The sequence below is a fragment of the Paenibacillus sp. 2TAB26 genome (genome assembly GCF_052115145.1).
In the GTDB taxonomy this organism is placed as follows: domain Bacteria; phylum Bacillota; class Bacilli; order Paenibacillales; family Paenibacillaceae; genus Pristimantibacillus.
This window is the reverse complement of the sequence record NZ_JBFRGC010000009.1, coordinates 128769-151401: the sequence shown is the minus strand read 5'-3', so window position 1 is coordinate 151401 and position 22633 is coordinate 128769. Positions and strand designations below refer to the sequence as shown.

General features: G+C 46.7%; 25 protein-coding genes. 19 read left to right on the top strand and 6 right to left on the bottom strand.

What is annotated here, in order from left to right:
• Positions 1 to 10: 10 nt before the first annotated feature.
• Positions 11 to 334: a winged helix-turn-helix transcriptional regulator gene (locus AB4Z50_RS11955; protein ID WP_076267930.1), complete on the bottom strand. Its 324-nt coding sequence runs from the start codon at positions 332 to 334 to the stop codon at positions 11 to 13.
• Between the two features lie 147 nt (positions 335 to 481).
• Between AB4Z50_RS11955 and AB4Z50_RS11950 the strand changes: the two genes are divergently transcribed.
• The 3 genes from AB4Z50_RS11950 (at position 482) to AB4Z50_RS11940 (ending at position 3232) form a co-directional block, all read left to right on the top strand.
• Entirely contained in the window at positions 482 to 1246 is a 765-nt protein-coding gene (locus tag AB4Z50_RS11950; RefSeq protein WP_441879086.1) for a DODA-type extradiol aromatic ring-opening family dioxygenase, read from the top strand.
• A gap of 31 nt (positions 1247 to 1277) precedes the next feature.
• Positions 1278 to 2024, top strand: coding sequence for a GTP cyclohydrolase II (locus AB4Z50_RS11945; RefSeq protein ID WP_441879084.1), 747 nt, complete (start codon positions 1278 to 1280; stop codon positions 2022 to 2024).
• 245 nt (positions 2025 to 2269) lie between these two features.
• Positions 2270 to 3232 (top strand): aldolase catalytic domain-containing protein, encoded by a 963-nt coding sequence (locus tag AB4Z50_RS11940; RefSeq protein ID WP_441879082.1) that lies wholly within the window; start codon positions 2270 to 2272, stop codon positions 3230 to 3232.
• A gap of 67 nt (positions 3233 to 3299) precedes the next feature.
• Here the strand turns inward: AB4Z50_RS11940 and AB4Z50_RS11935 are convergent, their stop codons facing one another.
• Positions 3300 to 3602 carry a hypothetical protein gene (locus AB4Z50_RS11935; RefSeq protein WP_441879080.1) on the bottom strand — a complete coding sequence of 101 codons (303 nt, stop codon included), beginning with the start codon at positions 3600 to 3602 and terminating at the stop codon, positions 3300 to 3302.
• 158 nt (positions 3603 to 3760) lie between these two features.
• On the opposite strand from AB4Z50_RS11935, the gene AB4Z50_RS11930 reads away from it, so the two are divergent.
• Positions 3761 to 5080 (top strand): VWA domain-containing protein, encoded by a 1320-nt coding sequence (locus AB4Z50_RS11930; RefSeq protein ID WP_441879078.1) that lies wholly within the window; start codon positions 3761 to 3763, stop codon positions 5078 to 5080.
• 137 nt (positions 5081 to 5217) lie between these two features.
• Here AB4Z50_RS11930 and AB4Z50_RS11925 read toward each other — a convergent pair whose 3' ends face one another.
• From AB4Z50_RS11925 to AB4Z50_RS11915, 3 genes are all read right to left on the bottom strand, one after another.
• On the bottom strand, positions 5218 to 6597 hold the full coding sequence (locus AB4Z50_RS11925; protein ID WP_441879076.1) for a Glu/Leu/Phe/Val family dehydrogenase: 1380 nt from the start codon (positions 6595 to 6597) through the stop codon (positions 5218 to 5220).
• Positions 6598 to 7028: 431 nt separating this feature from the next.
• Positions 7029 to 8315: a glycoside hydrolase family 27 protein gene (locus AB4Z50_RS11920; RefSeq protein WP_441879074.1), complete on the bottom strand. Its 1287-nt coding sequence runs from the start codon at positions 8313 to 8315 to the stop codon at positions 7029 to 7031.
• 109 nt (positions 8316 to 8424) lie between these two features.
• Positions 8425 to 9303 (bottom strand): helix-turn-helix domain-containing protein, encoded by an 879-nt coding sequence (locus tag AB4Z50_RS11915; protein WP_441879072.1) that lies wholly within the window; start codon positions 9301 to 9303, stop codon positions 8425 to 8427.
• Positions 9304 to 9356: 53 nt separating this feature from the next.
• On the opposite strand from AB4Z50_RS11915, the gene AB4Z50_RS11910 reads away from it, so the two are divergent.
• Positions 9357 to 9791 carry a gamma-glutamylcyclotransferase family protein gene (locus tag AB4Z50_RS11910; protein WP_441879070.1) on the top strand — a complete coding sequence of 145 codons (435 nt, stop codon included), beginning with the start codon at positions 9357 to 9359 and terminating at the stop codon, positions 9789 to 9791.
• Between the two features lie 64 nt (positions 9792 to 9855).
• Here AB4Z50_RS11910 and AB4Z50_RS11905 read toward each other — a convergent pair whose 3' ends face one another.
• Positions 9856 to 10014: a hypothetical protein gene (locus tag AB4Z50_RS11905; protein ID WP_339207657.1), complete on the bottom strand. Its 159-nt coding sequence runs from the start codon at positions 10012 to 10014 to the stop codon at positions 9856 to 9858.
• A gap of 149 nt (positions 10015 to 10163) precedes the next feature.
• On the opposite strand from AB4Z50_RS11905, the gene AB4Z50_RS11900 reads away from it, so the two are divergent.
• The 14 genes from AB4Z50_RS11900 (at position 10164) to AB4Z50_RS11835 (ending at position 22617) form a co-directional block, all read left to right on the top strand.
• Entirely contained in the window at positions 10164 to 11573 is a 1410-nt protein-coding gene (locus AB4Z50_RS11900; protein ID WP_441879067.1) for a copper resistance D family protein, read from the top strand.
• A 23-nt stretch (positions 11574 to 11596) separates the two neighbouring features.
• A complete protein-coding gene (locus AB4Z50_RS11895; RefSeq protein ID WP_441879065.1) occupies positions 11597 to 12454 on the top strand; it encodes a sensor histidine kinase in 858 nt (285 codons plus the stop codon).
• A complete protein-coding gene (locus tag AB4Z50_RS11890) occupies positions 12451 to 13155 on the top strand; it encodes a response regulator transcription factor (protein WP_339207661.1) in 705 nt (234 codons plus the stop codon). The genes AB4Z50_RS11895 and AB4Z50_RS11890 overlap by 4 nt, the downstream gene beginning before the upstream one ends.
• A gap of 133 nt (positions 13156 to 13288) precedes the next feature.
• Entirely contained in the window at positions 13289 to 13768 is a 480-nt protein-coding gene (locus AB4Z50_RS11885) for an ATP-binding protein (RefSeq protein ID WP_339207663.1), read from the top strand.
• Positions 13765 to 14109, top strand: coding sequence for an STAS domain-containing protein (locus tag AB4Z50_RS11880; protein WP_441879062.1), 345 nt, complete (start codon positions 13765 to 13767; stop codon positions 14107 to 14109). Before AB4Z50_RS11885 ends, AB4Z50_RS11880 begins: the two co-directional genes overlap by 4 nt.
• A 37-nt stretch (positions 14110 to 14146) precedes the next feature.
• Positions 14147 to 15367 (top strand): PP2C family protein-serine/threonine phosphatase, encoded by a 1221-nt coding sequence (locus AB4Z50_RS11875; RefSeq protein WP_441879060.1) that lies wholly within the window; start codon positions 14147 to 14149, stop codon positions 15365 to 15367.
• Positions 15368 to 15398: 31 nt separating this feature from the next.
• Positions 15399 to 17615 carry an AAA family ATPase gene (locus AB4Z50_RS11870; protein WP_441879058.1) on the top strand — a complete coding sequence of 739 codons (2217 nt, stop codon included), beginning with the start codon at positions 15399 to 15401 and terminating at the stop codon, positions 17613 to 17615.
• A gap of 167 nt (positions 17616 to 17782) precedes the next feature.
• Positions 17783 to 18361: a DUF4255 domain-containing protein gene (locus AB4Z50_RS11865; protein ID WP_441879056.1), complete on the top strand. Its 579-nt coding sequence runs from the start codon at positions 17783 to 17785 to the stop codon at positions 18359 to 18361.
• Positions 18354 to 19154, top strand: coding sequence for a hypothetical protein (locus tag AB4Z50_RS11860; RefSeq protein WP_441879054.1), 801 nt, complete (start codon positions 18354 to 18356; stop codon positions 19152 to 19154). The genes AB4Z50_RS11865 and AB4Z50_RS11860 overlap by 8 nt, the downstream gene beginning before the upstream one ends.
• A gap of 102 nt (positions 19155 to 19256) precedes the next feature.
• Positions 19257 to 20969 carry a phage tail sheath family protein gene (locus tag AB4Z50_RS11855; protein WP_441879052.1) on the top strand — a complete coding sequence of 571 codons (1713 nt, stop codon included), beginning with the start codon at positions 19257 to 19259 and terminating at the stop codon, positions 20967 to 20969.
• 38 nt (positions 20970 to 21007) lie between these two features.
• Positions 21008 to 21442, top strand: a complete 435-nt coding sequence (locus AB4Z50_RS11850; protein ID WP_076267913.1) for a phage tail protein — start codon at positions 21008 to 21010, stop codon at positions 21440 to 21442.
• Positions 21443 to 21568: 126 nt separating this feature from the next.
• Positions 21569 to 21949: a hypothetical protein gene (locus tag AB4Z50_RS11845; protein ID WP_028611985.1), complete on the top strand. Its 381-nt coding sequence runs from the start codon at positions 21569 to 21571 to the stop codon at positions 21947 to 21949.
• Positions 21950 to 21966: 17 nt separating this feature from the next.
• A complete protein-coding gene (locus AB4Z50_RS11840; RefSeq protein WP_076267912.1) occupies positions 21967 to 22146 on the top strand; it encodes a DUF6760 family protein in 180 nt (59 codons plus the stop codon).
• A gap of 9 nt (positions 22147 to 22155) precedes the next feature.
• Positions 22156 to 22617 (top strand): phage tail protein, encoded by a 462-nt coding sequence (locus AB4Z50_RS11835; RefSeq protein WP_256710880.1) that lies wholly within the window; start codon positions 22156 to 22158, stop codon positions 22615 to 22617.
• Positions 22618 to 22633: the final 16 nt, after the last annotated feature.

Genomic DNA, 22633 nt, shown 5'->3' with positions numbered 1-22633 from the left:
GTAGGATGGATTAGACTTTGGTTATCGGTTCAATCCAGTCTTGAGACCACACTTGTATTTCACGGATAATCGGCTCAAGAGCAAGGCCTTTTTCCGTTAATGAATATTCTATGCGTACAGGTATTTCAGGGTAAACATGTCTATCGACAATACCTTCATTCTCAAGCTCTTTGAAACGTTCTGACAGCAATCTGCCGCTGATCGGAAGGGCGGATTGAACGGCGCAGAAGCGCTGCGGGCCGGACAAAAGCTGGAATATGATAAGGCCGGTCCAACGCTTGCTTATAAGTTCCATTCCCTTCTGAAAACGGGGACAAAGGTTAGATTGATCCATGCGCATCACCTCTTTTTACTTCTAATAAGTATAACTCCAATATCTTATTTATACAAGCACACTTGGATAATGTTAATTACTTGACTATCTTTAGTTATAAAATTATAATTAGTTACAAATAGTAAGTGAATTTAAGGAGGTACCGCAATGAATCCTTTATTTCTAGCGCATGGATCACCGATGCTCGCTGTCGAGCAAAATGAATATAGCGAATTTCTGAAACAAACAGGTGCGAGTCTAAAGCCGGATGCGATCGTTATTTTCACAGCGCATTGGGAGACGGACATCGTTACGATTTCATCCAAGGATGATGAATATGAAACGATTTATGACTTTTATGGTTTTCCTGATGAGCTCTACCAGATCAAATATGCTGCTAAAGGCTCAGTAAGAGTCGCTGAGCATGTTGGCCATTTGCTGAGCGAAAAAAATATTCAGGTAGCATATGATAATGAAAGAGGACTGGATCATGGCTCATGGACGATGCTGAAGCATATGTTCCCGAATGCAGACATTCCTGTCGTGCAGATTTCTGTAAATCCATATCGAGCTCCGGAGGAGCAGTTCCGAATTGGCGAGGCGCTGCGAAGCTTAAGCTCACAAAATGTTTTGCTCATAGGCAGCGGAGTGACCGTTCATAATCTTCGTGCTGTAAACTGGGGACAGAAGGAGCCGGAGAGCTGGGCTGTCCAGTTTGATGATTGGCTAATAGAAAAAATGAATAAGCACGATACAAATTCGCTATTTCAGTATGAACAGCTTGCTCCACATGCTAAAATGGCAGTACCCCGTGCAGAACATTTTGTTCCATTATATATAGCTTTAGGAAGCGGCAGCCCGGAGTCAGCTCCAAAGGTCATTTATCGAAGCTATGAATTTGGTACGCTAAGCTACTTATGCATGCAATTTTAATTGCGTATACTTTTAGAGAAGGTGAACTAGCATGATTAAACCTAATATAGCAGCACTTATTAAAAACAAACTAAAACGAACGCAAAGCGGCAATGATGACATTTATGTGATCGGTCCTGTGAAGCTTCCCGTCGACCTTGACGGAGAAACAAAGGTTTTTCATTGGTATAGCTGGCTCCGCAAAGAAGCAGGCGAAGAGATGTCTCCCGAGCAGCTCGTTGATGATTTAAATCGTTTCTCTTATGCGGATCTGCAGCAATCGAGCGTTCTCGTATATGGCGATTTTGAAAATAATGAAGATGCGCTTATTCGGATGCACAGCATCTGTCATACAGGCGATATCTTCGGAAGCGCAAGATGTGATTGCGGCTTTCAGTTAAAGCAATCGATGCGGATCATTATAGAGCATGGCACGGGGGCGCTCTTTTATTTAGCCAATCATGAGGGTCGTGGAATCGGTTTGTTCAGTAAAGCGATTGCCTACTTGCTTCAAGAGGATGGGCTCGATACGGTTGATGCGAATACAGAGCTTGGTTTCGCAGATGATTCGCGCGATTATAGTGAAGCAATTGCTGTACTGAAGCTGCTGCGTAAGCACCCGGTATCGATCATTACCAACAATCCGCGGAAAGTGGATGCACTGCGCAAATCGGGTATGAACGTGGCGGGAAGAGTGCCATTATGGGGCAATTCCTCTACTTATAATGAAAAATATATCCAAACAAAAATGAAGCGATCGGGTCATTATGGACAAGAGCCTCATACGCTTGTTAAATAATTTATTTGTGAAAGCAGCCAAAGAAGCCGGTTTCTACGTTAATTCGTTGAGACGGCTTTTTTGTCTGAACATTGGTCATAATAGTCAAAGTAGATGTCCTATCGCTGACCTAGAAGGTGTTTGCAGAGTAGACAAAACTGCTTCTAAATTAACCATAAAACGACAAAATTATTTTGCGTTCCTCTTTCTTTTCAAGTATGATGAGATAAAATGAACTCATGTTCACATCAAAGGAGTAACAAAGCATGCAATCAAAAACAAGCCACTGTAAAATTGTTGACTGCACGATCCGTGATGGCGGACTCGTAAATAATTGGGATTTTAGTGTCGAGTTCGTTCAGCATTTGTACCAAAGCTTGAACGAAGCCGGCGTCGATTATATGGAAATCGGCTACAAAAACTCTCCAAAACTGCTTAAGGGTGCTGAAAGTGCAGGACCTTGGCGTTTTCTAAATGATGATTTCTTGAAAAAAGTCATCCCTAACAAAGGAAATACGAAGCTTTCCGCACTTGTTGATATCGGTCGAGTTGACGAGAACGACATTTTGCCGCGCAGCGAGAGCTTGCTTGATCTGATTCGCGTTGCTTGCTACATCCAAGATGTAGATAAAGCGCTTGAGCTGGTTAAAGTATTCCATGATCGCGGATATGAAACGACAATTAACATTATGGCTCTCTCTAACGTAATGGAGAACCAGCTTATTGAAGCTTTCCAGCTTATCAATGAGAGCGTTGTTGACGTTGTTTACGTCGTTGACTCCTACGGCAGCTTGAAGCCAAGCGATATGAGCTACCTCGTTGACAAGTTCCGTCAGCATTTGCCTAACAAACGTCTAGGCGTTCACGCACACAACAATTTGCAGCTTGCATTTGCTAACACGCTGCTAGCAGCAGAACATGGCGTTGAGCTGCTTGATGCATCTGTTTATGGCATGGGCCGCGCAGCGGGCAACTGCAACACGGAGCTATTGGTATCTGAGCTTCAAAACACGAAATATAACATCCGTCCTGTCCTTGATATGATCGAGAAGTATATGGTTCCGCTTCGCGAGAAGGAAGAATGGGGTTACATCATTCCTTACATGATTACAGGTATTTTGGATGAGCATCCACGTTCCGCTATGGCGCTTCGTGATTCTGCAGACAAAGATAAAGGCGTAGAGTTTTATGATCGCCTTACAACGCCTGAAATTGCTCACGGCAAATAATAATAAATCAAAAGAAGCTAAGGCAAGTCATTAACATGACTTATCTTAGCTTCTTTTTTTGTGTGCATTATGTTTCAAGCAGCTCGCCATCGCCCCGAACAGCAGCAGCTTGATGAGGCTCATTCGGATGAAAATAGCCTTTGCCTCGGAAGGTTTGCCCACTGCTGGCGACAGCAGTAAGCTCAATTCCGATATCCTCATTTCTGCCAAACCATGCTAATAGCTCACGATCGCCAACGCCATTTATATCCACGTACCATAATCGATCCCCATACTCCGTAACTCGAACGAGCTCAGCGGAAGTAAAAGAAAGCTGAATCGTCTTTTGCTGATATGTCATTTCAAATGCGATTAATTCGAATGTTTCCAAGGTGAAGTCCTCCTGAATAATTGCTTCATGCAGCCGATCATGGGACTCGCAGCATGTCTGTTAACGATTGTAATGTTACTGGCTTATTAATGCAACATTACACTTCCAATAATCGTCAGATTAGGAAACGTAAATATAAATAAAAAGGGGCTGAAGGAATGAAAGCGGGTCATTCTCTCAACAAGGATGTTAGACAAAGAAAAAGATTGGGCTGGATTACCGTTGTTTTGCTTTCCCTGTTTCTTGTATTAAGCGCGTGCTCTTCCTCTAAGAATGATGCCTCGAACAGTGGTAACCGAGACATGGAATACAAAAGCAGTTCGGAGAGTGTAGCTCCGAGCAAAGGAGAAGCTACTACAAGTGGTGAGGATCGAAAATCCATTAGTGTGGAGCCACTAAGACAAAAAGAGGGGGGCAAACGCGGGTATTCAAATCCAGACAAAATAGAGCAGGCCGGGCAACTAACTGCTGGCGAATGGGATGATATAGCTGCTTGGGATCGCTTTGGCAATTTACTCAACTCGCAAGAAGGGGATAGCAGCAAGCGGGTATGGCAGTTCTGGAATTTTAACCGCCTTGAGGTTATCGTCACAGCTGGAGGCAAAGCATTGTCAGATGCACAGGTAGAACTATACGCAGGCAAGAAGACGATATGGAAGGCGCGTACAAACACGGAGGGCAGAGCCTATGTGTATGCAGGTTTATTTGAAAGTGATACGGCGAACTTAGGCCGTTATACTGTTAAAGTGCAATCGGGTCAAGAAAGCAAGACGACGCAGGAGATCGACATCCCACAGCAAGGCAGCATTAAAGTTGATTTAAGTAAAAGTACAGCGCTGTCAGATCAGGTAGACATCATGTTTGTTGTGGATACGACAGGCTCCATGGAAGATGAGCTAAATTATTTGGAAGCGGAGCTTAAGGATGTTGTGAAGCGAGTGTCCGATGAGCATGCAAATCAGCTTGGTATTCGTATTAGCGCAAACTTTTACAAAGATAAGCATGATGATTATATCGTCAAGCCGTATCCATTCACTACGGACATAAATAAAGTGATAGATCAATTTAACAAACAAAAGGCGGATGGGGGCGGAGATTATCCCGAGGCTGTTGATCAGGCGCTGCGCGATGCGCTTCATGAGCATGAGTGGAGCAAGGATGCTAGAGCGCGTCTGCTGTTTCTCGTTCTAGACGCACCGCCTCATGATGAACCACAGGTTATCGACGAGATAAAGCAGCTTACAGAGGATGCGGCAGAGCAAGGGGTTAGAATTATACCTGTAGCTTCTAGCGGAGTGAGTGCAGAGACGGAATATTTGATGCGTTTCATGGCAACAGCGACGGGCGGCACGTATTTGTTTTTAACCGATGACAGCGGTATCGGCAGTGATCACCTAGAGCCAGCAGTAGGCGAATATGAGGTTAAGCTGCTCAATGATTTGCTTGTTGAAGTCATTAATCGTTATGTTCAGCAGTAGTTTTCTTCATTATAAAAAGGGCAATTCCTCGGCAGCCAAAGCTGGTTGAGGGATTGCCCTTTATTTGAATCTGTAAAGTCACATTTATGACTAAGAAGCTCTTAAAGGAGCATGCAGATACTAGTCAGGAAGGCATGTTAATAAAGCTTGCCTTGACGATACAGCACGGTTGACAGCTTCATAACCGCATGATTATAACAATTTTGACGGAGCGGCAAAGGATCGCCAAAGAACGCGGGCAGGATGCCGTTTAACGTTGATTGCATTTTCTCATACAACATCTTATACACCTGTTCCTCGGTGAAAAATTGTGTTTCTCTCCCTTGCAGCCATTCGAAATAGGAGACGATAACACCGCCGGCGTTTGCAAGAATGTCGGGAATAATGATGGTGCCCTTTGCAGTCAGCACCTCATCAGCCTCGCCTGTGACAGGGGCATTCGCACCTTCTACTATGATGCGTGCTTTTACTTGATCGACGTTGTCCTTGCGAACTTGCTCCTCAAGTGCAGCAAGAATAAGCACATCTACATCTAAATAAAGGACTTCTTCGCGGCCAAGAATTTGGGCTTTCATATCAAGCTCAGACAGTGCGGCTTCGTCCGAAGGCAAATCACCTTGGTGAAGCGATGCGTATTCAAGTAATGAAGGGACAGAGAGACCGTCTGGATTGTACAACGTGACGTTGCGATCACTTACAGCTACTACTTTATTGTTTAAATAAGAGCATTTATATGCTTCCATTGCAGCGACTGAACCAACATTGCCGAAGCCTTGAATGGCGATCGACAGCGGCTTGTCCGCATGCGCTAACGCGGTTTGCACAAACGGGTTTGTGCTGCCGGCGAGCCAGCTGCTTTGCTCTTTAAGAAAATCATAAAGCATGTAACGGAAAGTGAAATAAACGCCTTTTCCGGTTGCTTCTCTTCGGCCCAAAGATCCGCCGTTAATGACGCTTTTGCCGGTGAAGCTGCCGAGGTAAGGATGACCAGGATGAATGCTTTTGTATTCGGCCATCATCCAGTCCATTTCACGCTCGCCGGTTCCCATATCAGGTGCCGGAATATCTTTGTCAGGCCCGAGCACGTCACTGAAATATTGCACATATTTTTTGCAAATGAGATAAAGTTCTCTAGCGGAATAGGAGCGTGGATTAATAACGACTCCACCTTTACCTCCGCCAAAAGGCACCTCGTGAAGCGCGTTTTTGAGCGTCATTAGCGCAGCTAGATTTGTTACTTCATCTTCGCTTACGGATTCGTGAAACCGAATTCCGCCTTTATAAGGCCCGAGTGTATCGTTATGCTGTATGCGATAGGCCGGAATTCGAACGACATTGCCGTTATCTACCGTAATGCGCAAAAAAGCTTTATGAACTTTATTTGGCGTGGAAAGAATAGCAGCAAGTGATAAGAAAGCTTGCTCACGTGCTTGAGCTTGTAAATTTGGTAAAAAAGCAGGGTCTCCCATTAGTGCGTTTAAGGATTGCTGTACGATGGCTCCTGTTTGGCTTGCCATAACTAAACGACCTCCTATGTATTCAGGAATGAGATTTTTTCAAGCTGCAGCGTATAATTGCCAAAGGATATGAGGCAGATACGCTAGCACTTGAACTCTAACTGTAACATATTGGAACGTTATAAGCCAAAACTAGGGAAAGCTTGATGTGCGAATGGTTACCAAATGATAGGGATTCAGCTTCGAATCCACTCTTATTAAGCTGGGTAACAGGAAAACTTCCCGTTATATTAGCGAATAAACGCCTTGCAACACAAATAACAGGAAAAACTCCAGCTTATTTCGATGCAAATGACTCATTAGTGGTCTTTTGCAGAAATTAACGGGAGTTTTTCCATTTCAGCATCACTGCAGCAGCATTTGAGCGAGTTTAACAGCAGAAATTCCTGTTAGAATAAACAATTGGCGGCCGAGCGTGATCATTAAATATGCTATGTTAATTTGAGCAATAACGATCCGTGTGGAGGCAGAGAGAATGACAGCTCGTTCAAGCTGCCGAGATTCTCGCGTGCCCAAAGATTGCGTACGAGCGGAGCATCGGCTAAACCAAGCTGCGCAAGCGTCACGGCAACCGTATCCTCTTGATCACTCGCATTAAACAAAGCAACGTACAATGTTTCATCGCCCTGTGCTGTCCATGCAATACGGTCCTGTTCTCGATAAAGCTGGCGTGCACCGCGTCCATTCCGATGAAGGGATAATACTTCCTCATTTGTGAGCAATGACAGCGTCCATTCGTCGATGTCTCGCATTTCACCGCCAAACATAAGCGGCGATCGGAAAATAGCCCATAGCGACATCATCGTTACCTGCTCGTCCCGTGTAAATCTTGTCCAGCGATCGCTGCCTCCGCCATCCACAGAACGAATGCCCAAATGCCCCAGCGGCAGCATATCACAATCCGGCCATGCTCCATCCCGAGCATGCGGCGCCCACTTCTCGCAGCGCTCAAACATCTCATAAAGCAGGTGCCACAAATCCCAGTAATCATCTGTCATTCGCCACATATTCGCATGCTCTGCAAGCGCACCCGCATCCTCGAGAGGAGCAGGACCAGGCGATAGGCTAAGCACCAACGGTCTGCCGCATTGTTCTATTGCGTGATGAATAAGCTTGATTTCATCCAAATGAATGCCGTAAATTCTGGAAGCGGCAATATCATCCACTTTAACGAAATCGACTCCCCATGATGCGTATAAATCAAATAACGAATTGTAATATTGCTGTGCGCCCTCTTTGGAAGCATCAACGCCATACATGTCTGTGTTCCAAGGGCAGATCGAATTCGGATGTGCAATCTGGCGAGCGGTTATGTTTGTTCCAAGCAGGCTGGTGTCTGCATGAACGGCTTGACGAGGAATGCCCCTCATAATATGGATACCGAATTTTAGCCCGAGTGAATGAACATAATCAGCTAGAGGTTTGAAGCCTTGACCGTTCGCAGCGGATGGAAATCGGTTAGCTGCGGGCTGCAAGCGGGAATACTCATCCATCTCAAGCGGAACGAAAGGACGATATTGGGATGAATTTGCCCCTGGCTCATACCACTGAATGTCAACAATGACATAATCCCAGCCATATTCTCGTAGATGTTCGGCCATATATGCCGCATTTCCGCGAACCTCGTCTTCTCTCACACTTGCGCCATAGCAGTCCCAGCTGTTCCAGCCCATAGGCGGAGTTGCTGCATATTGATGATGGTTGGAAGTTGTATACATTTGACTTCGTCCTCTCTTATCGTAATATTGCTCTATACGACAATCGTAAAACGAAACGTTAGTCGATGACTAGCGTAATTTATTGCGTTGATATGTAAAATGTTGCTCTTCAATCGAACTGTAAACGATCGATTGAAGGAAGCTCCTTGGCTAAGCGGAAATCAGCAGGAGGGAAGCCTACTCTGCTTCGAAATACTTTACTAAAGTAGCTGCCGCTCGAGTAACCAACCGTATGAGCGATTTCTTCGACCGTGAGGCTGCTGCTTCTAAGCAGCTGAACAGCCTTCTCGATTCGGAGCTTCGTTACAAAGTCCATCGGTGACATGCCTGTCGTCTTCGTGAACATTCGCGTAAAATAATATTTAGACAATCCAGCTGCAGCTGCGACATCATCTAAGCTTTGCAAACGATGGAATTCAGCTTCCATATAAGCAGTTGCCTGCTTAATTTGCTGCGGCCAATTCATTTTCTCCTGCTGCTGCAGCGTGCTTGATTGCAGCAGTTCCATCATAAGACGATAAATAAGAGATGATGCTTGGTAGCTGTTCTGAATACGATTGCTGCGAGCCTCTGCATATAAATGTTGAAGGCTGCGAACGACAGCGCTTGCAGGCTCAAATGTTGGTGTGGCACCGACGGCATGCAGCAGCTCAGACCACAGCGCTTGCATATGCTGCTGGCGGAATAATACAAAATAAAAAGTCCAGTGGTCGCTCGACTGCGGCAAGCAATAGTGATGATCTCCAGGGATTTCTACAAGGAAAGCATTGCCTGCATAGAGATCATGCGTTTCATCCCCGAGTCTGAATTGACCGAAGCCGGAGACAGTATATTGGAATAAGTAAAGCGGACCGTCAATTCGTTTCATCCCGTCCCAGCAGTAGTCAGTCTCTGTTACCTCTTGATAGCCGGTTGCAAATAACTGATAGATGGGAAGCTGCGGCGGGTCTTGAAATCGATAACCATATACACCATAGGGCTGATTCATCGTCACTTGGAATAATCACCTCGAAGGAAGACGGATTTTCAATCTATTATTTCATGATGGAAGGTGCTGGAGAAGAGATGCGGCAAATACCTGTTTTTATTTACGGTTCGTTACTGCCTGGTCAAAACAACCATCATTTTGTTTCATCCTATGTGCAATCGATTCGACCTGGCAAGATCGCAGGGAGACTGGTGGATTGCGGAGATTATCCAGCGGCCGTTCGAGATGCTATTGCTAAAGAGTGCAATAGTATTATAAGCGGTCAATGGATAGTCGTCGATAGAGAAGGACTTGCATCCATGGATGCGCTCGAGCAATTTTATGGTCACGAGGAGCAAAATGATTATGAAAGGGTATGGGTTGCTGACGCAAAGGATAAGCTTGTTTCAGGCTGGGTGTACGTTTGGGAATCCGATAGAGGCTGCCCGGCAATCGCGGATGAATACTGGCCGCTATTTTTCGCTCGTAAAATAAGGGGCATTTTATAAAAAAAGACATAGCCTCTGTGAATTGCACAGGAGCCATGCCGTTGATTACGCCTTAATATGCTGTTTAGGCTTTATCTTTTTCATTATCTGCGTCTGCGGCATAAGCAATTAATGCGACTTCTGAGCCATAAGTTTTAGTCAATTGCTGCTCCAGCTTGCGAATGGCATCGAGCGCATCGCTTTGGTTATTTAATTCAGCGAGATGATAGTCCTTGTCCATCATTAGGGTTCACGTCCTTAAATTCATGGTTTTAATAGTAGAATGGGCTTAAAAGTAGGTTGCTATACGTTTTTGCTTGACCGAACTGCAATTGTTCTTTTTAGAGCGGTCGAGTACACTGAAACAGTATGACATAAAGGGATGTGACATCTATGGGAAAATATTTGCTCCAACTAAAACAAATGGCGTCCGGCAGATGGGCGAAATATATGGCAATGGTACTATTGTTTCTTCTGATCGCCGCCGCTGCTGCTTTGTGGGTATCGCCGCCGCAGGCTTTTGCACAGCTGTATTCCGGAATGGAAGAAACAAATTTTGATCCTCACAAGCAGGTTGGCCATAATCATTCGGACGGGACACAATCAGAAGCAGGAATAACCGTTTCGCAAGCTTTATTTTATGCGGTTAGAGCGATTTATTATGCTGCCTTTATGTTCGCTGCTGGATTGATGCTTTGGTCCATAACGCTGCCAAAGGATGCGGAATCCACTCTGAGCAAGCTCGTGCAAAAATGGAGCATCTATTCGCTTAGAGGATTGCTGCTTGCCGTTTTGCTATTCGTTTTTGTTCATGCGAGTCAATTAATGAGGGGATATGACGGCGGTAATTCGAATGAATGGGTCCGCTTGCTGACGGAGACGTCCACCGGACAATCGTGGCTTGCACTGATCGTACTTTCGCTGCTTGGATTTACGGTTCTGCGAATGCATGATTCACTCAAAATGATTTGGGCTCTGCTGCTTATTGCGGTTGAAAGCTTTAATGGGCATGTTAATGCACTTCCAAGCAATACGTTTGCTATTGTGTTCGACTTCATACATATCGTCTGCTCTGCTTTGTGGGCTGGCGGATTAATGCTGCTATTGCTATTGTGGCGGACTGATCGCAAGGAGGCAGGGAGATTCGCCGAGCGATTTACGAAGGTCGCATGGCTGACAATATTGCTCCTATCGATTAGTGGAATTGGCATGACAGCACTTCTTCTGCCAAGCTGGCGCTATTTGTTTTATACAAGCTGGGGGTTCATGCTGCTTGCCAAATCAGGATTGGTACTGATTGTTGCTTGCGTTGGATTTCTGCTGCATAGGCGCGCCAAACAGCAAAAGCTGCCTAACGGCAAGCTGCTGAAGCTGGATGGACTTTTGATGGCTTTGGTGCTGATTCTTGCAAGCATCTTCACTTATGTAAGTCCGGTTCCAGATACAGAGCCGTTATCCTATCATAAAATGGGTGAAACGCTCCATTACACGGTAATCATAACGCCAAATGGGCCTGGTCCAAATGACGTTAAATTAAAAATCTGGCTGCCTAAGACGCTTGGATCGCCGGCATCTGTACAATTTCTGCTTCGTACGCCGGACAATCCGAACAAAGCGGATATCAACGTTCCAGTGCGCGGCGCCAGCGGGGAAAATTATTTAGCTTTCCCAGGATTTTTAGAAACGGATTATGAATCCGATAAGTTCGAGCTGCCTACACGCGGGGCATGGGAAGCAGAACTGATCATTACGGATCAGACCGGCGCAGTAACGAAGCAGTTGATTCCGTTTCGGAATGACTAATGGGGAGAAAGGGAGCTGAGCAGATGTCGTATAAATGGCTGAAATGGCTAATTTTATGGATTCCGACGGTCGCTATCGGGCTATGGGAATATTTGCGCCACGCACTGCTGCTCCCGTTCATTTCGATGGATCTCGGCAATTTGCTCGCGCCTGTTTTTGTTTTTATTATTTCGCTGACGCTGCTCCGTGCGTTATTCGCTAAGCTGGAGCAAACGCAAGAGACGCTGCAGCGCGAGCGTATTGTCAAGGCGGCTCTTGAGGAACGTGAGCAGCTCGCTCGCGAGCTTCATGATGGCATATCACAATCGTTGTTTATGCTATCGGTTAAGCTGGACAAGCTGGAGCGGGCGGAGTCCGCTTCTGATGCACAGCAAACGACGGATCAGATTAGAAAAACCGTGAGGCATGTATATGATGACGTCAGACAATCTATTGCCAATTTACACGATGCGCCTTTACCAGCGGATATGTCATGGATGCAAAGCATCCACCATTTAACCGTTGAAATGGAACAGACCTCGGGCATTCAAACAACAGTGGAGTGGCATGTACAGGACGGCTTGTTGTCCTATAAGCAGAAGGTCGAATTACTGGCCATTATGCGTGAGGCTCTTATGAACGTACAGAAGCATGCGAAAGCAAAACAAATTGTCATTCAAGGTGAAGGAGTCGGAAGCTCCGATATGACGCCAAATACTTTCCGCTGCTCCATTCTCGATGATGGTATAGGGGCTGAGAAGGAGAAGCTTCACGGCAAAGGCAAGTATGGGGTCAAAATGATGCAGGAGCGAGCAGCTGCGATGGGCTGGACGATGACGGTACAGCAGACGAAACCGCAGGGCACAAAAGTCGAAATCATCGGAAGGAGTGATGCCAAATGACGGATAAAACGGCTAAGGTACGCGTTTTTTTAGTAGATGACCATCCCCACGGCCGGGAAGGCATACGCGATATAGTATTAAGCGATGACTCATTTGAAGTAATAGGGGAAGCGGCAAGCGGCGAGGAGGCAATCGCTGCGATCGAAGAATTACAGCCCGATTTGGTGCTTATGGACATTAATATGCCTGGCATTGGCGGACTCGAAGCGACGCAGCGGCTGAAGCTGCTCATGCCCTCATTAAAAATTGTCATGGTCACGGTCTCCGATGACATTACTAATTTATTCGAAGCGATTAAGCGAGGAGCGCAGGGTTATTTGCTCAAAAATCTTGCGCCATCCTCATGGATGGAATATTTGCGAGCGATATCTTTAGATGAAGCACCGATGTCGAAGGAGCTTGCCTTTCGCATGCTGCAGGAATTTTCGAAAATGAAGCCGCAGGAGACGAAGCATCTTGTGAATAAACCTCAAACGCTGGATAAAAATGCGTCTATTATTACGACTCCGCTGACCGACCGGGAGAAAGAAGTGCTTGAGCGGGTGGCTACAGGCGCTTCCAATCGTGAAATTGCAGGCGAGCTGTGCTTGTCGGAGCATACGGTAAAAAACCATCTGAAAAATATTTTGCAAAAGCTTCATCTCGCTAATCGCGTACAGTTGACGATTTACGCCTTTGAGCAGGGGCTTGTTGAACGTTAAAACTTTTGCTGAGGATGCACTTCAAACTATTCGACAAAAATAGCAGGATTCCAACAAAATTCGTAGAACTACTAGATTCATATCTTGCTTAGTTTCTGCTCGTATAGGTCAGATTCAATTTGGGGGGTAGTAAATGTCGAACGATTGGCAATTTCCCATCGATCGTGAAATTAAGCTGTACAATCGGCTGGATGAGCTTCAGCGTCTGAATGAAGGGCTTGAACAAATCGGTGCCGAGGCGGGCTGGTCTGAACGCGCAGTTCTCGACTTGTCTCTAGCATGCGAGGAGCTTGTCATCAACATTGTAAACTACGGCTTCCCATCTGGGGGAGAGCATCATATTGACGTCATTATTCAAGCTTCACCAACCAGCGTTGAAGTGAAAATAGAAGACGGGGGCGTTCCCTTTAATCCGCTGCAGGAGGCTGATCCTAGAGCACTATTAGAGCTCGAGCTGGAGGATCGTCCGATTGGCGGCTTGGGTATTTTTTTTGTGAAAAGGTTAATGGATGACATTCATTATGAATATGCGGGCGGTTTGAATCGCTTCCGCATGCGCAAGCAATTCGTACTTAATAGCAATGGCGATAAGCGGGAGGAAGCAGACATATGAACATTCAAGCAACGGAGTTAAATGGCATTACGATTATTCCACTAGAGGGAAGATTGGATGGAAATAATGCGACGATAGCGGAGCAAGCTTTCTTGAAGCTATTTGCAGAAGGCAAGCAGCAATTTATTTTTGATTTTACGGATTTGCAATACATAAGCAGTGCGGGACTGCGCGTTATACTGGTGGCGGCTAAGAAGCTTAGAGCCTCTAAAGGACAGATGGTTTGCGCATGTCTCGGCGAGCAAGTCTATGATGTATTTGAAATGTCGGGTTTTACAACGATATTGGATATGGCGAAGACACGGGAAGAAGCGCTAGTCAAACTGGGAGCAGGGGCTTAATGATGGTTCAGCTGAAGCTAGAGAGGCGGTAACGGTCTTGTCAGTACTCTATTTAATATTCGGAGCTGCGGGCCTTGGCGCTGCGGCATATTTATTCGTTTGCAATCGTCGTCTTACCGCAAAGCTGAGGCGTGCGGAAATGCTGTTTGATTTAAGCACGCAGGTTCATTCCTCGCTGCATCAGCCGGAGCTTATAAATTCGGTAAATGCAGCAGCGAAGCAGCTTATATTCGCAGAAGAGGCAGCGGTTGGTCTGGTCGATGACTGGGATTCGCAAGATAATGAGCTTACAAAAACCATGGATCATAGCGTCGGTGACAAAGTAAGCGTGCCGATGATGGCGAGAGGCCGCAAGGTGGGTGTTCTGGAAGCAACCGCTAAGATCGGAGGAGCTCGATTTAGTAGGGCAGATCATGAGACGCTTACTCAGTTCGCAAGGCCGCTGGCATTGGCACTGGATAATGCTAGACTTTATGAAGCGCTTGAGGAGTCGGTGGGGGAGCTGCAAATGGCAACAGCACTCAAGGATCGCCTTGAGAATGAGCTGCAAATTGCCGGCAGCATTCAGCTCAGCTTTCTTCCTACGACAATGCCTTCCGCAAATGAACCTTTTGACGTTTGTGCACTGTTGAAGTCAGCGAAAGAGGTAGGAGGCGACTTCTACAACTTTTTCAAAATAGACGAGGAGCATCTGTTTTTCACACTAGGTGACGTGTCGGATAAAGGAATACCGGCTGCGCTGTTCATGGCGATGACGCTTTCGTTAATTAAAGGGAAAATGAATGCGAAGCTGTCGCCAGGCGAGCTGCTGGAAATGGTCAACGATGAGCTTTGTACGGACAATGCGCAGCTATTCGCAACGATCATATGCGGCGTGCTGAACATTGCGACTGGCGAGGTTGTGCTTAGCGATGGCGGACATTGTACTCCTTACATTGTCAAAGCGGACGGCTCCGTTCTGCCGATTAAGCTCCCCAAAGGCATCCCGCTTGGTTCTTTCCCTGAATTCACTTATCGGAATCAGACCATCGAGCTTGAGCATGGCGATCGTTTTGTCCTCTACACCGATGGTATTACCGAGGCTGAGAACGAACTACAAGAGCAGTATTCCACTAGTCGTTTACAAAATTTCTTATCTCAAACGTCCGGTTATTCTAGCGCTGAAATCATCGATGCGCTGCTGATGGACGTGTTCATGTTCGCGGACGGAGCTCCACAATCCGACGATATTGCGGTACTTTGCCTCATGCGCCGATAAGCGTAATGCATTCATATAAGGGTGAACCATCATGCGATTTTATGAAACAGGATTCGATTATTTACGTGACGAGCTCGCTTTGCTGGAACAAGGGCTGCGAGTTCTTCTTGCAGATTTTGAGAGCAAGGAAATCGATGGTCAAACGCCAATGTCAATGCGCGGCCTCGTCGTTAATGCTATCGATATAGAACGATCGTTTCTAGGAAACGAGTCTTTACAGGAAGAAGATGCACTAGCTTCGTTTAGACAATTTCGCGCAGAGGCGGAACGACAGTTTTCACAGCACATCCATGACAGCGTAAGCGAGGGAGCAAGGCTCCCGTTCGCTTATTTGTCATGGACTCTTCGTCTTTCGACATGGGAAAAACGCTGCGTTATGTTATGCCTTGCAGCTGAGCTTGATTCACGTTATGAAAGCTGGTTTGGCTATTTGAATGACGACGTTACGCTGCGGGTGCCTACTGCGGAGCTTGCGCTGCGATTGTTAGGAGATTCGAAAGAAGAGTTTTATCATGCTCGTTCGCTGCTCGCAGGTTATTCGACCCTTGGCAGATTTGTGCTGAGATCAGGCAGAGCGGCAGTACCGGCTGAGAGAAGCATGCTGAAGCAGCCGCTGCGCATGGACGCCCGTATTATCTCGTTTCTGCTGGATACTGAAAAGCTGGATTCCAGAATTGAAGACGTTTGTACCTTATACGATGGGGCGAGGTCAGCTCCAGAGCTGGCGTTTAATTTCGAGGTTCAAGACATGCTGCTGCAACTTGTGCAAAGGGAACGATCCTTCAAGGGAGACAAAGCATTCACTCAAGATGATGAGAATGAGCAGTATGAAATACCGTTTATTCAGTTAAGCGGACCTTCGGGCGCCGGCAAAAAGCTGCATGCCAGACATCTGGCTCAGTCTTTGGAGCAGCCGCTGCTGCTTGTCAAGCTAGACAAGCTTGCTAAGGATGAAGATGCGATGACGGAGCAGTTGAACAATATTGTACGTGAATCGCTCTTATCTGTAGCTGTTTTATGCTTCGATGAGGGGGAGGGTGAAAGAAGCGCAGCTGAGGGCTGGCCTCATCAGCAGGAAAGGGTTCGCAAGGCGCTTGCTAACTATATAGAATTAGCAAGGCTCCCTGTCGTGTTATGGCTGACGCGTGTAGAAAGGCGTGCCTCACAGCTGCCGCTTCCAGCGTTTTCTGCATTAACGAGCCACACTGTGCATGTTCCTAACGCAGAAGTGCGATTGCAGCTCTGGCAGCGCTGCAGCGATGAAAGAGCGGATCGTAGTCTGCTCAGACATTTAGCCGATAAGTATGCTTTTACAGCTGGGCAGATCGAGGGAATGAGCAAACAAGCAGATCGCCTAGCTTACCATCACAAGCACGAGTTCCCTACACTTGATGATTATGCCCATGCCTCGCGAACACAGGTTCAGCATCGTTTGTCCGAGCTTGCGGAGAAGCAACGGCTAGTTCGGCGATGGGATGATCTGATATTGCCAGAGGAGCCGCTGGAGCTTCTTAAGGATGCGTGCAGCAGGCATAAGCATAGCGAAACGGTGTTTAATCGATGGGGCTTTGGTCATAAGCTTCCTTATGGTCGAGGCTTAAGCATGTTGTTTGCTGGGCCTCCTGGCACGGGAAAAACGATGGCAGCTGAAGTCGTTGCGGGAGAAATGGGTCTAGAGCTTTACCGTATTGATCTGTCGCGCGTTGTGAGCAAATATATCGGAGAAACGGAAAAAAACTTGAGAGAGCTGTTCGCTGAAGCGGAAAGCAGCGGCGCTGTCCTATTTTTTGACGAAGGAGACTCCTTGTTCGGCAAACGAACGGAAGTAAAAGATTCAAATGATAGATTCGCGAATATGGAGGCATCCTATCTTCTGCAGCGCATTGAAAGTTTCGAAGGTATCTCGATTCTAGCAACCAATTTGCTGCAAAATATGGACGAAGCTTTTTTGCGAAGAATGCAGGTAATCGTTAACTTTCCATTCCCGGATGCAGCCCATCGGGAGCAAATTTTCCGCTCGCTGCTGCCTAAGGATGCGCCGCTTGATCCTGACCTTGATCTGTCATTTCTAGCAGCGCGCATCGATGCATCGGGCGGTCATATTAAAAATATTGTCCTGTCTGCCGCGTTTATGGCTGCCTCGGAGCAAGCTTCAATCGGCATGAGGCATATGGTCCGTGCGACACGTCAAGAGCTCCACAAGATGGGGAAAATTGTCGTGAAAGAATCGTTCGAACCATATAACTAGCAAGTTTTTCTCAATAATTTGTTGTAAAATGTAGTAATTTTACTGAATTTGGTTCGCGAAGTCAGGAAAATTGACATAAATTGAGTAATTTTGCGTAGTCAATTGGTAGTAGAGAAGCTATAATAGAAATCGAATACCATTTTGATTTTTTTGGGAGTGATAGGCTGATGGGTGGATATACGGTTATTGCGGATTTGGAAGCCAGCATGCTGCGCTTGCTACGTGATCATCTTACGCCTGACCCAGTGCCGCGTCCCGAGTTGATCGGAATGGCTTCGCCCCGGGATGCAGGCGATCTAGCTCTTTCCTTGTTTTTGTTCAACGTTAAGGAAAATGGCGAATCTCGTCGGACGGGCATGGTGGATCGTGGAGGCGTGCTTCAGTACCCGCCGCAGGCGCTTGATTTTTATTTTTTAATGACAGCGCATTCGAGTGCGAATCGATTAACGCGTGCATTGGACGAGCATCGGATATTAGGTCGTGCTATGCAGGTCTTTTATGATAATGCCGTGCTCAGCGGTACTTATCTTGAAGGCACGCTTGCTGAAGGAAACGGTGCGATAAGGATGAATCTAGTCAGCATGGAAGGCGAAGATTTACTGAAGCTTTGGCAGTTCGGTGATACGCCGTACAAGCTTTCTGTCGTCTATCGCGTAGGCCCAGTCATGCTCGATTCGAATCGTGTGAAGCCGGTTTCGCGAGTTGTCGAGCGTCATATTGTGCTTGAGGAAAAGGACGGTGGCTAATATGTCACACCATCGTTCAACGAGGGTAACTCGCTGTTCGCTTGTTGTATCGCCAGTTGACGTATGGACAAGAAGGCTGCTTGCACCTTCCGCGTTATCCGTTTCACTTGAGGGCATTCATAAGAAACCCATTCGGAAGCCTGACGGGACCTTTCTGTTTCTTGACCTTCCCTCTGGCAGCTATGTGCTCTCCGTTACCTCATCTGTATTTATACCCTACAGGAAACAGATTGAAACCGCTTCTATTTCAAAATTATACCCAATGATTACAGTACCGCTTTTGCCTAGTCCCAAATATGCTTATCCTGCAGATTCGACAGCTGTCACCTTTGAGTTATGTGATGCTGCTAGCAGACCTTGTGCTGATGCTGAGGTTTGGGCTTACATATGCGAGGATGCCGCAGCACGAGGTAGAATTATGCAAGATTCGCTGCTTGCTGGTGCAGATACAGCAGCAGTGGGGCAGTTGCAGGGACAGACGGTTGCAGGCGAGAGCTTGCTGCTTCGCGGTCAAGGCAATGAGGAGCTTGTGCGTGTAGCTGAGATTTTGCCCGGCAATGGACTGCGATTCGAGCAGCCATTGCAGGAAAACTATCGAAGAGGTGCGCTATTATTGCCTGCTGTTCAAACGAGCAGTGCAAATAACGGTATCGTTATTCTTCCCTTCCGCGGCATACTGCCCACCAGCTTTCCTATTAAAGTGTTTGCAATTAATGAACATGGCAGCGCTGCGACCGAGTTGACGGCGCAAGCGGGTGAAGTAGTATCAGCGCAGACTTTAGTCCTTCAGTAGGATTAACTATTCTGACGCATTCCAATTGGTCTTGGGGTTGACGCGGGAGAAATATGCCTGCCATTACCTAATACATAAATAGATTCAGAGAGGAGATCACACATGGCTGAGTATTTATCGCCAGGCGTCTATGTGGAGGAATTTGAGAGCGGCGCCAAACCACTGGAAGGTGTTAGTACGAGCACAGCGGGCTTTATTGGGCTTGCTGCTCGCGGACCAGTCGAGGGTTTACCGCAGCTTATTACAAGTCCAGCTGATTTTGGACGTGTATATGGTTCCTATTTATCTGAAAATGCTTTTGGCTCATACCGTTTTCTTGCGCATGCGGTTAATCAGTTTTTCACAAACGGAGGCTCCCGCTGCTTCATTTCCAGGGTAGCGCCGTCAGATGCCAAAACAGCCTCTAACGAAGCTCAGAAGGATGCGGTTCTCTCCATTACCGCCAAAAATCCAGGCGCTTGGGGCAATCAAATTCGTGCTGTTGTTGTACCTGCAAGCAAAGCAAAAACACCGATCTTTGAAGCAAGCGAAAGCAATCGTTACCGCGTGAAAAACGCTGCTGGCTTTTATGCTGGGGATGTGGTCGTTTTTACAAATGGTACAGAGAAGCAATACAACCGCATCATTTCTGTTCATGATCAAGTGATTGAGCTTGCAGAAGCACTTAGCGGCGATGTAGTGGATACGGCTCTAGTTCCAACTAAAGTACTGAGTTCCTCGGAGTTTACGATTAACGTGCTTTACGGAACGGAGTCGGAAACCTACGAGAAAGCATCACTAAATCCAGAGGCTCCAAACTATGTGGAGAAGCTGGTATCCCGCTCGAATATCGTAAGCGTACAAGTACTAAAGGCATCGGAAGAGAGCATTTCTCCGCTAGAGCAAATTGCTGGTTCTGAGCTTGCCGTATTTGAAATTCTGCTTGCGGGTGGCAGTGATGGTTCTGCTGCAAGCTTGTCGGCTGCTGATTTTATCGGCGAAGACTTTGGTCCAGGCAGAAGAACAGGTATCCAGTCGTTTATCGACAACGATGTTGTCAGCATCATGGCGATTCCAGGTGTAACTGATCCTAACGTACAGCTGTCGCTGGTTGCTCATTGTGAAAGCTTGGGAAGCCGCTTTGCGATTCTTGATCTTCCTCGCGAAGTAACGAAGGTACAGGATGTGCTTGCTCATCGTGATTTGTTCGATTCAAGCTATTGCGCACTGTATAATCCATGGCTGCAAGTGTTTGACCCGCTCGACAAACGCAATATTTTCATCCCGCCATCTGGTACAATCGCTGGGGTATATGCTCGTTCGGACACGACACGCGGCGTACAAAAGGCGCCTGCCAACGAAACGCTTCGCGGTGTAGTAGGCCTAGACGTTCAATATAACAATGGCGAGCAGGATATTCTTAACCCAGCAGGCGTCAACTTGATTCGTGCTTTTACAGGTCAAGGCATTCGCGTATGGGGCGCTCGTACATGTTCATCCAATACACTTTGGAAATATATCAACGTACGCCGCTTATTCATTTTCATCGAAGGTTCGATCATGAATGGATCAAGCTGGGTTGTATTTGAACCGAATACCGAGCAGCTATGGGCCCGGGTTCAGCGCACGATTGACGCATTCTTAACTCGTGTATGGCGTGACGGAGCATTGTCCGGTACAAGCCCGTCTGAAGCATTTTATATTGAAATTGGACGTTCAACGATGACACAGGATGACATCGACAATGGACGATTGATTTGTGTAATCGGCGTAGCGCCGGTGAAACCAGCTGAATTCGTCGTATTCCGCATCACGCAAAAAACAGGTTCGGAATAGTCATTAGCTTCCATATCGAATAACGGAAGGGGATCCACATGCCAGGAGATCGTATTGATCCATATCGCAATTTTAGATTTCGTGTAGAAGTAGAAGGTCTTGAGCAAGCAGGATTTAGCGAGGTTTCCGGTTTTGAGGCAACCTTTGATGTGGTCGAATACCGCGAGGGCAACGAGGTTATTACACCTCGCAAGCTTCCAGGCTTAATCAAGTACGGCAACATTTCACTGAAATGGGGCACGACTGAATCGATGGAGCTGTATGATTGGCTTCAAGAATGCGCCGAAGGAACGATTGAGCGCAAAACGATTACGATCATCGCGCTTGACGAAGAAGGCGAAGACGTGGCTACTTGGCAGGTTATCGAAGCTTGGCCTGTTAAATATACTGCGCCTACCTTCAATGGTACCGGCAATGATATTGCGCTAGAGCTGATTGAATTCGCTCATGAGGGTTTAACGCGCACCGCATAGAAATGAGTAATTAAAGCTGGTTTATGGCGAACAAGGGAGGTCAGCAGGCGAGAAATCGTTTGCTCCTCTCTTGTTTTCCGCTTTTCTAGAAATTGATTCTATTTTACATATTGGAGTGATGACCGGATGGCGTTTCAAACGGAATATGAATTTGAATTGCCTCGCGGCTACGTGGATGATCAAGGCAATCTCCACCGGCGGGGTGTTATGCGGCTTGCTACGGCAGCTGATGAAATTTTACCGATGAAGGACCCGCGCGTACAATCCAACCCTAGTTATTTGACCGTTATTTTGATGGCTAGAGTGGTAACGAAGCTTGGGGACGTTAGGCATATTGATACGAAGCTAATCGAGAAGCTGTTTACGGCAGATCTTGCTTATTTGCAAAATCTATATCGTCAGATTAATGACTTAGAGGCGCCTAAGGTGCTTACGGCTTGTCCGAAATGTGACCACGAGTTCGAGGTGGCTGTCGATTTTTTGTCCTTAACGGAAGCTCTCTCTTAGGTTATCCGGTTGACCGGCTGTACGAGGAGGTAGGCTTCGTCGCGTATTATTTTCATTGGTCGCATGACGAAATTATGAGCATGGAGCATGCAGAACGCAGGCGCTGGTGCGACGAAATTTCCAAAATAAATCGCAAGATGAACGATGAATCAGATAGCGGTAAGAAAAATATTTTCGACGTTTTTGGAAAGAGGTGACGCGGCGCTATGGCAGTCATGAAGGGGCAAGAGAAAGGTCGCTTTCACGATGTAGCTACAACATTCAAGTTTTGGGTGGAGCTCGATGACATTTTTGTTGCAGGGTTCTCTGAGGTTTCGGGACTTGAGGCAGAAACAGAAATTGAGGAATACCGTGAAGGCGGAGTGAACGGCTATGTTCATAAGCTGCCGATGGGCGTTCGGTTCCCAAATCTCGTGCTGCGCAAGGGCATGACTAAATCGCCTGCTCTTTGGAGCTGGTACGAAAGCACAATAGATGGAACGATTGACCGCAAAACGGGTGCGATTGTGCTGCAATCTGCTGACGGAACAGAATTTGGACGCTGGAGCTTCTTTGATGCTTATCCGGTGAGGTGGACCGGGCCGCATCTGAATGCGAGCACGAGTGACATTGCGGTTGAAACGATAGAAATTATTCATAGCGGTTTATATGGCGATTTTCAGAAGTAGGGTTGTGCATGTAGTC